Annotated in this window: 8 protein-coding genes and 1 pseudogene; 5 read left to right on the top strand and 4 right to left on the bottom strand. The window is 45.3% G+C overall.

Features of this window, described 5'->3' with window-relative positions; genetic code table 11:
• The 5 genes and pseudogenes from GK108_RS30670 to GK108_RS30650 form a co-directional block, all read left to right on the top strand.
• A pseudogene (locus GK108_RS30670) lies at nt 1-640 on the top strand (hypothetical protein); the annotation flags it as partial.
• A 674-nt stretch (nt 641-1,314) separates the two neighbouring features.
• Entirely contained in the window at nt 1,315-5,973 is a 4,659-nt protein-coding gene (locus GK108_RS30665; protein WP_163955421.1) for an SdrD B-like domain-containing protein, read from the top strand.
• Between the two features lie 300 nt (nt 5,974-6,273).
• The gene (gene sufC / locus GK108_RS30660; RefSeq protein ID WP_163955420.1) at nt 6,274-7,023 is read left to right on the top strand and encodes a Fe-S cluster assembly ATPase SufC; all 750 of its coding nucleotides are present in this window, start codon (nt 6,274-6,276) and stop codon (nt 7,021-7,023) included.
• A gap of 96 nt (nt 7,024-7,119) precedes the next feature.
• On the top strand, nt 7,120-8,445 hold the full coding sequence (sufD, locus tag GK108_RS30655; RefSeq protein ID WP_163955419.1) for a Fe-S cluster assembly protein SufD: 1,326 nt from the start codon (nt 7,120-7,122) through the stop codon (nt 8,443-8,445).
• Nucleotides 8,446-8,573: 128 nt separating this feature from the next.
• Nucleotides 8,574-9,494 (top strand): esterase-like activity of phytase family protein, encoded by a 921-nt coding sequence (locus GK108_RS30650; protein ID WP_163955418.1) that lies wholly within the window; start codon nt 8,574-8,576, stop codon nt 9,492-9,494.
• A 37-nt stretch (nt 9,495-9,531) separates the two neighbouring features.
• On the opposite strand, the gene GK108_RS30645 is transcribed toward GK108_RS30650, so the two are convergent.
• The 4 genes from GK108_RS30645 to GK108_RS30630 all read right to left on the bottom strand — a co-directional run bounded on the left by GK108_RS30645 (nt 9,532) and on the right by GK108_RS30630 (nt 12,444).
• A complete protein-coding gene (locus GK108_RS30645; RefSeq protein WP_163955417.1) occupies nt 9,532-9,801 on the bottom strand; it encodes a hypothetical protein in 270 nt (89 codons plus the stop codon).
• Nucleotides 9,802-10,074: 273 nt separating this feature from the next.
• Nucleotides 10,075-10,845, bottom strand: coding sequence for a hypothetical protein (locus tag GK108_RS30640; RefSeq protein ID WP_163955416.1), 771 nt, complete (start codon nt 10,843-10,845; stop codon nt 10,075-10,077).
• A gap of 7 nt (nt 10,846-10,852) precedes the next feature.
• Nucleotides 10,853-11,581: a hypothetical protein gene (locus GK108_RS30635; RefSeq protein ID WP_163955415.1), complete on the bottom strand. Its 729-nt coding sequence runs from the start codon at nt 11,579-11,581 to the stop codon at nt 10,853-10,855.
• Nucleotides 11,581-12,444, bottom strand: coding sequence for an ABC transporter ATP-binding protein (locus tag GK108_RS30630; RefSeq protein ID WP_163955414.1), 864 nt, complete (start codon nt 12,442-12,444; stop codon nt 11,581-11,583). Before GK108_RS30630 ends, GK108_RS30635 begins: the two co-directional genes overlap by 1 nt.
• Nucleotides 12,445-12,722 lie beyond the last annotated feature (278 nt).

Raw genomic sequence — 12,722 nt, 5'->3', positions numbered from 1 at the left:
AAACTGTACTACAAATCCAAATCTACAGGCTCCTTTGTCTGCCAGTGCAATTGCCTTGGAGGTTACACCCAGCACTTGCAATTCCTTAACAAATCAGTACACCCTGACTGGTAACATAAGCTTGACATCAGCATCAGCAGGCACATTGATCGTTACTGATGGAACATCTACAACCACCGTAACAATTACGGATGGACAGACCCTGGCGCGCTTTACGCTAACAGGACTTCCTTCGGGTACGGGTTCTCATACCGTAACAGTCACTGGTACAGATTATCCGTCTACCAGTGCTACGTACACAGCCCCCGCTTCCTGCACTGTAGACGTAAGTTTAACGGCTACCCCCACCACTTGTTCGCCAGCTACGAATACATACAATGTCAACGGTATCCTGGCGCTGGCTAATGCACCGGCAGGAACAGCGACAATTACGGATGGAGGAATAAGTACAACTGTAGTCGTGGCGGCAGGAGCTACCGCCCTTCCATATACGCTAACAGGGCTTGCACCGGGGACAGGAATACATACCATTACGGTCTCTTTTGCGGGAATAACTAAAAGTATTACTTATAATGCTCCTGCTAGCTGCGATTGTTCTCCAGCGAAATGCATTCCCATCGCGATTAGACGAGTTCGCTAATCTTTATATCACGTAAGTATAGAGTTCTGAATTAGGCCGTGTTCTAATTCAGAACTTTTTGCTTTTACTCCGCATTCGTTGCTTCTAATCTTTCTAAAGCGGAAGCACCAACCTACTTTTCTATTCCTATAATGACCTTCTAAGCTTACGCTATGAGCCCTCCCGCTGATACGTTGACTTTGATATGTTGCTAAAACATATCAAGAAACAGGTATTGAAACTCATCACTAAGTAACGTAGCACTGATATTGATGCACTAAAATTTCTTTCATATAAAGAAAATAAACTCGTACAAGTGGCATATTATTTGCTAAAAAATCGCCTTGCCGACCAATTACATAATCTGGGTACATATAAGTAACTAAATTACACATAATACACAATAAAGACTTACCCATTTTGGCAAGAAAAATTTAACATCTGGCGGTGGCATAACCTTTGCCCAACTGGACGAACATAGATTGAAAACTCAGTAATCTATCTACTTGCTCATGTCTAGTACCGCTATTCTTTCGCATAACTCTGCCTAAAAATGCTGGAAAACTAAACGATTTTCCAGAACTATTTTGCCAACGACACACCTAGAACCAAGGGTTAAAAGTCTCCTTCATTTTGTGCAGAAAGGGCAGTACATCAACAACTAATTCTTGCAGGGCGATTTTATCAACTTTTCTATGCTTCTATCATCTACGAAATCCAATACAGCATTTTTTGGGTTGATCTGGTTTGTAGCACTATTGCTAACCAGCTTTCAGACAAAAGCCCAGGTGACTCTTTCTCTGGAATACACCGAGCAGAACAATACTACCACGATGCTCGCTGGTAACCAGTTATCTATGCAGATGAAATATTCTGCGTCAAGTACGACCACCAGTATTACTGGGGCCAAAATGGTTCTAAATCTGCCCGATCAGATCGTCGCAGCGGACTCTTATGTCGGTACTGTTCACGCCCCAGTGAGTAATTTTGTATTTACGAATACACCGGGCGCTAAAAAGCTGACCATTACCTTCATCAGCCCTCTGCCTTCCGGGTCGAATGGAACATTAGGCGTCCGCTTATTTACGGCTAATGGAAATGTTCCTGATGGTACTGTACTTCCTACCACTGCCGAATTTACGAGTGACGGCGGTTATACATCTGGTCCACAAAATTATTCGGTTACCCTAACTACCGGAAATCCGATGATTTGCGGGCAGAAAACACTGCAGGCGCAGGCTTCTGTCGATAATAATACGACCTATCTAATCCGAATTTCAGGCCGAGTCAGTACCAATGAATATATTACGTACGGCTATCTGAATTCAACCAATATTACGGTTCAGGACACGCTACCGGCTGGTGCCGTATTTGTCAGTGCTGAACTTCGCCGTAACAATACGGTCGTTCCCACTACCATTACCGAAAGTGGGGGTATTGTAACCGCTGCCATTCCTAATTTAAATGCTGTCCGGAATGGCATAAGCTGGACGGCCCCCATGTACGTTCTTTACATTAAGGTTCGTTACAATACAGCTGATGGCTTTGCCGTAGGACAAACCGTTAGTAATCGGGCTGGCATTACGTTTACACCTTTTGGCGGTACTCCAATTCATGTAAGCCACGGTATGCAGCTGGACCCGGACGCCTGCGTCAATGATTTGAACGAAACAAGTACCCTGACCAATCCAAACGTCCAGGCTACTTTTTCCAAAGGGCTTGATTATGGGCAGAGTACTACGGTTCTTGCCGGGCAAACTATTTCGTATTGCCTTAATTTTAACAACAGTGGCAATGTGGAACTGGAAAATGTTGAACTCATTGAAGACATTCCAGTTGCGCTTCGTTATGCTGGCCGCTCTGGTAATACCAATGCGCTCAGTCGCATAGAGTATCAAACCAATGTAAGTTCTACCTGGCAGCCATTGACCGTATCTGGACCTGGACCAATAGCTGGCGACCCCAGCGTATATTATACCAGGCTCAAATTTGTGCTGATCTCCCCTTTTCCGGCTAACACCACACTCGCTCAGTACGCAACATCAAACGCAAACTGTCTGGAGGTGCAGTTTACGCGAGCCCCGAATGTTGCAGATAATACAGTTGTTACTAACTGCGCTTCCTGGACTAGTAGTACGCCCAATATACCTGCGTCCAGAACAAGTTGCGCGACCAGCGTTACACTGGCTCCCGCGCAGACAACGGCCCAGGCGTTTATACGTACAACGCATACGCCAGCCTGCTCAGGCCCTTATCCAATTGGTCAGATTTTTACGCAGGCGGGCTCACTGTCAGCACTGACAAGCGGTGCTGGCATCGAAAACCCGGTTTTAATGATGTTCCCTGAACCTGCTGGCTATTTTGAGTATGTACCAAACAGTGCATCGGTGGTTACGGCATCAACCAGCTTAACCGTTACGCCAACGTTTGAGTATATACCAAACTATGCGGGTACAGGCCGACCACTGCTTCGCTGGACTTACCCAGCAGGTACGATACTACCCAGTGGAGATGGTATTACCGTTCGGGCCCAGTTTCGTTTGACAAATATTGGCATAACGGGACACGTATTAAACTTTTTAACCAGTGGGTCAAACATTGGTGCTTATACGCATTATAACGGAAGTGCTCCGACAACGCAAATTGATCAGTATGATCTCAATAACAACGGGCGTACCACCGATACGTTAGGCAAACAGCCAACTAGTTATTGGAGTTGCGGTATTGCGGCCAGGAGTTCGGCATCAATGGAGTCAATTAAGTGGGTAAAAGGTCAACTCGATAGGGACTATTCCCGTTACCCCGCATCAGGACTTACCGTGCGTGGCGGTAAAGCCGATTACAAACTCATTGTGAAGAATACGGGCAATATTCCCATGAAGAACGTTGCCATTGTTGACATTCTGCCTTTTGTAAATGACAAGGGCGTTATTGATCTGAGTAACCGGAACAGCGAATGGCGGCCCAACCTGGCCGATCCGATTACAGCACCTGCTGGCGTTACCGTCTATTACTCAACGGCTCAAAACCCGTGTCGGGATGAGATGAAAGCAGCCTCCGATCCGTCCCCATTCCCTACCGGTTGTACACCGCCTAACTGGGCAACAGTTCCTCCTACCGACATTACGACAGTACAATCGCTTAAATTCGATTTTGGTACCATCATCGTTAACCCTGGCGATTCACTTGAATTAACCTGGCCGATGCGTGCCCCCATCGACGCGCCTGCTAATGGTGAAATCGCCTGGAATTCGTTTGGTTTCGTAGCTACTCGTACCGATAATAATGTAGCCTTACTAGCTGCCGAACCTATTAAAGTAGGTATTGAGCTAGCCGCCCCTGCTCCTGCTTATTACGGCGATTTTGTCTGGTACGACACTAATCACAACGGTCTTCAGGATGCAGGTGAGCAGGGAGTAGATGGGGTAAAAGTGATTCTCTTTCAGGATAATGGTGATAACGTAGCCAATCCAGCCACCGATACTGAAATTGCCTTTACCATTACAGGTAACGGCGGAAAATACCTCTTCCCCAATCTGACACCGGGCAATTATTATGCAGTATTCTTCCCACCGGCCAGCTACTCTGTTTCACCGGCTAACCAAGGCTCAAACGATGCTATTGACTCTGATGGAACCCTCACTACGTATCAGGGAGCCCCAGCTTACATTACATCAATCACTACGCTGGACGCACTGGAAGAAGATCTCACCTGGGATTTGGGCATTTACTGTGGTATTACGCCTTCAGTAACCTCCAACTCACCTGTATCCATTGGAAGCACTATATCCTTAACTGCCAGTGGTGGTGCTACGTATAACTGGACTGGGCCAAACAACTTTGTATCGACAAGTGCGAACCCAACCATACCGAATGCCACAACGGTAAATGCCGGTACGTATAAAGTAAACGTAAACAGCGCCGAAGGATGCTATGCCAGCCTGCTTGTGGATGTGCTAGTCCAGAATTGTGTCAAACCCAATGCGGGTTCCGATATACGTATTTGTGCTCCCATCACCAGTGCTACGGCTGTTGCGGCTGCTGCCGGACAAGCCTGGGCTGCTCAGGCTGGTAACCCAACTAGTGCCACTATCACCCAGAGCGGCCAGATAACGGGCATGAGTGTCAATGGAACGTATAAGTTCATTCTTTCGGAAGGAGTTGGTTGCAGCGATACCGTACAGGTTATTCGTGGCGGTCTAAGTCTGGCTGTTACACCAGGCACTTGTAACACAGCCACTAACCAGTACAACGTAACCGGAACAGTTTCCTTAACAGGTGCTCAAACCGGTACGTTAACCATCACCGATGGCGTAGTCAGCACAACTGCCGCCGTCACGACCAGCACCACAGCCGTCAGTTTCAGCCTGGTAGGCTTGGCAACGGGTAGCGGCAGTCATACCGTAAACGCTACGTTAAGTAATTGTGGTACGGCCAGCGCTACGTATGCCGCTCCGGCATCCTGCTCAGTTAACGTAGCGATCTCGGCCACACCAGGGGCCTGTGTGCCTGCCACCAACCAATATACAATGACTGGGACGTTGTCCCTGACCAATGCCATCGCTGGTACAGCTACCATCACCGATGGAACAGCGACGACCACGGTTTCAGTCAGTGCCGGTGCTACGTCGGTTCCCTACACCCTGCCGGGACTCAACTCGGGTACGGGGTCACACACAGTAACGGTCAGCTATGCTGGTAAAACGGCTAGCGTTACGTATAGTGCTCCGGCCAGTTGTACGGTAGCCCCGCCTTGTGCACTTAGTGTGGTCGTTACGCCGGGTGTCTGCAACTCAGCAACTAACCAGTATTCACTAACAGGTAGTGTATCGGCAGTCAATGCCAGTGGTAGCCAGCTAGTAACCGTCACCGATGGTACACGTAGCACCACCTTAACCCTGACAGGTAATGGCCCGGCCAGCTTCACGCTGACTGGTTTATCCAGCGATGGCACTATTCACAGCGTAGTAGCATCTGCTACGTCTTGCGGACAAACCAGCACTACCTACACGGCCCCAGCTAGTTGCACACTGGGCATAGCCCTTTCCGTTACGCCAGGCGTTTGTCAGAGTGCAACCAATGGCTACACCATTACTGGTACGCTGAGTTTGACGAATGCTACGTCCAGTACAGCGACCATTACAGATGGCGCCGTATCGACAACGGTAACTGTAACAGCCGGTGCTACGTCGGTGCCCTATTCACTGACCGGCCTAACAAGTGGAACAGGCTCACATACGGTAACAGTGACCTTTGCTGGCAAAACAGCGAGCGCGACCTATACAGCTCCAGCAGCTTGCGAAGGCTGTCCGCCAGCAAAGTGCGTCCCTATCGTTATTAGACGAATTCACTAACTAGCACTGCCTGCTTTTCTACAAAACACAATAGCCGATCTGGAGAATCAGATCGGCTATTTTATATCAACAGGATATAGCAGCTATCTACATTAGGTATTGAGATCTTCTCCGTTCGGCTTGTCTGACCAATAAGCCGAGTCTAATTTTTCGATCCAAACCCGAATAATGGTATGTATTATAGAATAAGCAAAGGCAGAGTCAACTTTTAAGTAGCTGATTTTGTTATCCCAACAGGTCAGATACTGATTCATCTGTTATCTTTGCGCCTTCATTTAGCCGTCACGCTATATTTCTATTATGTTATCGATCAGTAATTTACAAGCCTTTATTGGCGAAAAACAAATATTGAAAGGCCTCGACCTGGAAGTCAATGCCGGTGAAGTTCACGCTATTATGGGCCCCAATGGTGCCGGTAAGAGCACATTAGCATCTGTGTTGGCAGGTCGTGAGGACTATGAAGTAACGGGCGGTAGTGTATTATTCGATGGCAAAGATTTGCTGGAAATGGCTCCCGAAGAGCGGGCTGCCGAAGGTATTTTCCTGGCATTTCAGTATCCAGTTGAAATTCCGGGTGTAAGCACGACGAATTTCCTGAAAACCGCAATGAACGAAATCCGTAAATATCGGGGACAGGACCCACTCGATGCTGTACAGTTTCTGAAACTCATGAAAGAGAAAATGAAGCTTGTTAATATCGATCAGTCGTTGCTGAGCCGGTCGCTGAACGAAGGCTTTTCGGGTGGAGAAAAGAAACGTAACGAAATATTCCAGATGGCGATGCTCGAACCCAAGCTGGCCATTCTGGACGAGACTGATTCAGGGCTGGACATTGATGCGCTCCGTATCGTTGCCGATGGTGTTAATAAACTACGGTCGCCAGAACGGGCTACGATTGTTGTCACGCACTATCAACGGCTTCTTGATTATATCGTTCCTGATTATGTTCACGTCCTCTATCAGGGCCGTATTGTTAAATCTGGCCCAAAAGAATTGGCGCTTGAGCTGGAAGAAAAAGGATACGACTGGATTAAAGCCGAAGCACTATAAGAGTTTACAGTTTGTGAGTCTTCCGTTTACAGTTGGCTGACGCATAAATTGGTATCAGTGAGCTAACTGTGAGCTGAAGACTGAAAACTTTAAAGAATGAATCCATCTTACGCATCATATAACGACTTTAAGAATCAACTCCTGGCCGCTTTCAAAACCAACGAAGAGCGAATGAACGGGGAGAGTAAAACGCCATTTCATCAGCTTCGGCGGGCGGCCCTCAATCAGTTCGACTTGTTGGGTTTTCCTACCATTCGGCATGAAGAATGGAAATACTCGAACGTTAGCGGGTTATTCAAAGAAGCTTTCGTTCTCGACAGTACGCCTGTACTGACGGCTCAGGACCTTGTTTCGCTGGAAATCCCTAATCTCGACGGCAATATTCTTTATTTTGTCAACGGTCGTTACCAGCCTGAACTGTCGCATATCGTTAGCCCGGCCGATCAGGTACAAATCACGAATTTCGCCGAAGCGGTAAAAAACAATCCTGAACTAATCAGCAGTCATTTTGCTAATTATGCTGATTACCAGGAAAATGCCTTTACAGCGCTTAATACAGCCCTGGCAAACGATGGCGTAGTTGTTCACGTACCAGACAACGTAACGGTTGAGCAACCCATCATTCTTCGCTTTATTACCGACTCGCGTGAGCAGAATGTAGCCTCTCAACCCCGTAATCTGGTTGTTGTTGGCAAAAATGCCGAAGTCATGATGGCCGAATCCTTTCGGACGTTAGGCGATCGGGCCAGCTTTGTTAACGTAGTGACCGAAATTGCACTGGCTCGGGAAGCCCGAATGCAGTATTACAAAGTTCAGGACGAAAGCCAGAAGGCCTATCATATTGGCACTACACAGGTTTACCAGGCCGATAACAGCCATTTTTATTCAGCAACCGTAACGCTGAACGGTAACTTCATTCGGAACAATCTGAACATCGTTCTGAATGGTCAATATGCTGAAGCATTCATGTATGGTCTGTATATGCCTAATGGCCGCCAGCATATCGATAACCATACGCTGGTTGATCACGCCATGCCGAACTCCTATAGTAGTGAGTTATATAAAGGCATTCTGGACGACAACAGCACGGGTGTTTTCAACGGAAAGATCTTTGTGCGGCCCGACGCTCAGAAAACAAACGCCTATCAGTCGTGCAAGAACGTCGTATTGTCGTCAGGTGCTTCGATGAACACCAAACCTCAGCTGGAGATTTTTGCCGACGATGTAAAATGTTCGCACGGTACCACCACCGGGCAGTTGAACGACGAAGCCCTTTTCTATATGCGGTCGCGGGGGATTCCGAAGGATGAAGCCCGTTCGCTTTTGCTCTATGCTTTCTCGCAGGACGTACTGAGCCAGATCAAAATCCAACCGATCCGGGAATATCTCGAACGGGTGGTTACGGAAAAACTAGGCCAGTAGGTTCGTTGCGACTGGACAAAAACAGCCGGATAACTAGTTTGTCCGGCTGTTTTTATTTTTACCTCTGTAGACCAGACAGTCGCTAATTCATTATTCAACCTATTTTAGCGTTTCTTTTACTTCCATTTATGCGAGCGCTACTACTTATTGTTTTTCTGAGCCTTATCCATATCACCGGCTATTGTCAGTCAATACAGTTCACATTTGACGGCGATTCGGCTACCATCCCGCTCGTGCGCGACAGTTTACGCGGAATCTCAGGACTCGAAATCATACCGGCTAAAAAAGAATGGCACCTGGTTAGCGACCGAGGCTGGCATTACGTCTTTTCGGGGATCAATACTATTCAAGATCTAGGCAACAGTGCTCTCCTGATCCAGCAGCAAAAAACTCCATACTGGTTTGAGAGTCTACGTTATTCCCCTCAGCAAAATATTTATTTCTGGACGGATGAATACGAAAACACTACGTCTCTGCTGTATGGCAAATCGGTAGTTGACAGCAGCAAACAGGTTTTGCTACGTATGCCATTGCCGGGCTCAAACAAGGGGCTCGAAGGCATTGCCATCACCCCATCTGGCGTACTTTGGGTTGCACCAGAAGCAGGCTGGGAAGGCGAAACAACCATGAATCAGGATACGATTACATTCTTCCGCTACGCGAACCCAACCGAAACAGACCCAACTGTCGAACGCTACAAATACCCGATCAATCGGTGTGCATTCGCCCAGGGAGAAGAACGCTTAGGTGGCATTTCAGAAATACTTGCTATCGACGACAATCGGATTCTGGTGCTGGAACGCTGCTATGATGCCAGCCAGAAACGCGTAACGGCTGGTTTATACGTAGCATCCATCCGCGACTCGTCTCACTTATTGACCAAAGAATTGGCTTTCGACTTTAACAGACAGTTTCCCGGCAACGTCTGCAATCTGGAAGCCATGGCCTGGGCCGACGAACAGAAGCAACGATTGGTTTTAATTGCCGACGATAACTTCCGCCGAAATCAAACGCTACGTAACCAGATTATTGTTTTAAGAAGGCAATAGTTATTGATACAGTGATCGATAACTATGCGCTAAAAATTTACGACCAGCTATTGTCTTCTGAGCGCCCATGGTTGGTTAGCATAACCAGAAAATTATATAAAACCAGCACAATAAACGTAGATCTTACTTTGGTATAAAGCATATTCATTGGCTCGAAATCGGAAGCGATCCGCTTAACTTCTTCATCGTAGTCAAAGAAAAAGGCTACATTTTGCTCACGCTCAATCTGTTGAATACTTTCATAGAAACTAATTGCAGAAGCATGAGCAATTTCGAAACGCAGATTCGGATCAATATATCCATGCATAAATAAGGAAAACCCAAAACCCAAAAGGCTAAACGTAACGGTGCTCAATGATGTGATAAATACTATTGAATCAAACCTATGTGTATAATTTCCTCCCAATTTCCGCACCGATACAACAAAGAATACAATACCCAATAATAGAAGAAACAGCGATAGCCCCTGTATATGTAGATCGCTTTTATCTAAAAAATATGCTATCAACGTGCAGAACGCACTGAATAAAAAATTAAGTAATCCAATCTTGATCGAAGTCGCCAATAACGTTTTCATTTCTTACCAATTAAAAAGCCTTATAATACCAAATCGTTTAATTAAATATTGGATTAGAATTATCAGAAAAAGGCAATAGAGAGCTACTATAGCATAGTGTTTGTACAAATCAGTATAACTCCAGAGCGCATTCCCTTTCAGTAATAGTACGTTTAAATTAACGCTGTACCGTAGCGCAAAATAAGGAGCACATATAGCGCTACGTTGCTCAACAGCGAACATTAAACCGATTGTAAGCAATAAAGCAACAGTATACCGGTGAGAAATCAGCCCAGCTAAAAACATCGTTAAAAAAGCTGGCAACGGAAGCAGAATAAAATGAATAGCCATTTCCCAAAACCAATGCCACACAATCTGATTACTAATACCGGAAAGTGCATCTGTGAGTTGTAGCCACAGATAACTTCCTAACATGGCTGACATGAATACGATTATATATATAAAAAACAGCATTGCGCCTTTCGCCAAAACCCACCGTTGTTCATCGATCATTTTCAAACCAGGCCAAAAGAATGTTTGATTACGGTATTCCAATTGCAGGCCAACGAAAAAAGTAAGTATACCGAGAGGCAAAACCAGCCTTTGTACTCCCCAGAAAAACAAAGATAATTTTGACTCGAGAGAACCTATTGCCCCTATGGAAGGATTTAAGGAGCGAACCTGTCCACTCAACGTGGCTAAACCTAAAGAGACGAGTAAGATTAATACCCACAATATTTTCAATTGAGGATGTCTAATGAGCTTATGCCACTCATTAATAGCATAACGTATCATAATCAAATTAGACATAGTTGATTAGTTGCCTGCGTAAAAACAGATATAATCCTACAGTCCACCCTAACAGCCATACTAACTCACTGATCTGCGGAGTACTCTGCCCGTACCGATGCGACAAAAACGCATAAAAAGGCATGAAAGAAATAAAACCGAGTAAGAACACCCCAACCAACGCAACGAAAAATACAACCACGGCTCGCTCACCCAACCAAATAAACCAACATACATTCAATAGCAGCACCGGAAGCAACCACATGTATTGTATGGCTAAAAAATGAGCTAATGTAGGCTTCGAAAACAGGTACTTACCCTGTAAAAGAGAATTCAATGGTGCGATACCTAAAGTAATTACCATCCACATGAAACCTAGCTGTACAGCCAAAACCAGTAAGCATAGTAAAACTTTGGCTCCCATAAAGAATGCTACGTTTCCAGGTGTTAGCTTCAAGGCACGTTGAAGCGTAGCACTAGTTTCTAATTCCCATACTAATGTCGATACAAGAGCACAACTAATGACCAGTATTAAATGAATTCGGCTGGATAATGTCTCATAGAAAAAAAGGCCAAATGGCATTTCTGGCTTATTCCGATGAACCATTGCATATAGTTGGACAATACTCCCCAAAAAGTCTGTTATATAAACTCCTGTAAATACAAGCGCCAGTAGCATCATACCAGCAAACTGCCAACGTGCCAATAGCTTTCTTATCTCGGCAACCAAATAATACCTCATTAGCCAAATAGCTCGTATAAATCTTTGGGAGTTGCTGGACGTTGGCTACTACTAGTTCCAGCTATTTTGTTAAAATCATGGTTTTGCTGGTCAGTGGAAACAACAAAAAGTACGTCATCGTCGTCGCGCTGGGCGGATGGGGCTATACGTATCAACTCGTCAAAAGTGATTGGCAGCTCAGTTTCTCGAACACGAAAAAAGACAAGCCTTTCCAGTTCCTGACGGGTTAACTGGCTAACTATTTCCCCATTTTTTAGAATACACAACCTTGAATATAGAGCGCCTACATCGTCAAATGAATGGCTGGTTATCAAAAAGGCCGTATTATAGTCTTTATTAAGCTGGCGAATTAGTTTCACGATCTGACGTGTATTTTCCTGGTCGATAGAGTTAAAAGGCTCATCCAGGATAACCAAAGCAGGACAATTGATAAAGACAAGAGCCAACGACAACCGTTGTTTAGTACCTGAAGATAGCCTGCTCACTTTTTGCTTCCCAAAGTCCTTAAGCCCAAATAAATCCATAACCTGTTCAACGGTGAACCGGGTTTGGCCATAGTAACGCTGTACTATTTCTAGGTTTTGCTCGCAGGTTAAATACTCATAAAATGAGTTAGTAGAGAGCATAATACCTATATCCCTCAGAGCATGATACCGATCTGCCGACAATAAATCAATATCGTTATAGGCTACGGCACCACTTTCAAGTTGCTCTATTCCAGTTAACGCCCTTAATAAAGTAGATTTACCAGCACCATTTCGGCCAACAATACAGCATATTTCACCGGCTCTCAGTTGCAGACTATTATCGGTTAAAATAAAGCTACCTTGTTTTCTTACAGTTATATTCTGAGCATCTAGCATAAAAAACAGGCATAGTAGAACAGCAAAGCTGCTGTAGTATGATAAGTACAACCTTTATAGAGATTTCAATAGAGCTGAAAAAGCAATCGGAATAAGTGCCCCCTATCTACGCTCAAAACACCTCATTTTAGTTACTACAAACCGACCATCTGCTTGTAAACAATATTACACAAACTGCATACAACGACAAGGTTAAAAGTCCTTAAAAAATCGGCAAAACAGATCAGATAAACTCCAGCGAATAAGCATTACCCTATTTCTCCACTAATTATCAATTG

This window comes from Spirosoma terrae, from assembly GCF_010435915.1.
Lineage (GTDB): Bacteria > Bacteroidota > Bacteroidia > Cytophagales > Spirosomataceae > Spirosoma > Spirosoma terrae.
This window is presented reverse-complemented; position numbering and strand designations above follow the sequence as displayed.

Excerpts from the sequence above, each read along its gene's own strand:
- GK108_RS30635 (WP_163955415.1), bottom strand. The coding sequence starts at position 11,581 with ATGAGGTATTATTTGGTTGCCGAGATAAGAAAGCTATTGGCACGTTGG.
- sufD (WP_163955419.1), top strand. The coding sequence starts at position 7,120 with ATGAATCCATCTTACGCATCATATAACGACTTTAAGAATCAACTCCTG.
- sufC (WP_163955420.1), top strand. The coding sequence starts at position 6,274 with ATGTTATCGATCAGTAATTTACAAGCCTTTATTGGCGAAAAACAAATA.
- GK108_RS30650 (WP_163955418.1), top strand. The coding sequence starts at position 8,574 with ATGCGAGCGCTACTACTTATTGTTTTTCTGAGCCTTATCCATATCACC.
- GK108_RS30630 (WP_163955414.1), bottom strand. The coding sequence starts at position 12,444 with ATGCTAGATGCTCAGAATATAACTGTAAGAAAACAAGGTAGCTTTATT.
- GK108_RS30645 (WP_163955417.1), bottom strand. The coding sequence starts at position 9,801 with ATGCATGGATATATTGATCCGAATCTGCGTTTCGAAATTGCTCATGCT.
- GK108_RS30640 (WP_163955416.1), bottom strand. The coding sequence starts at position 10,845 with ATGATACGTTATGCTATTAATGAGTGGCATAAGCTCATTAGACATCCT.
- GK108_RS30665 (WP_163955421.1), top strand. The coding sequence starts at position 1,315 with ATGCTTCTATCATCTACGAAATCCAATACAGCATTTTTTGGGTTGATC.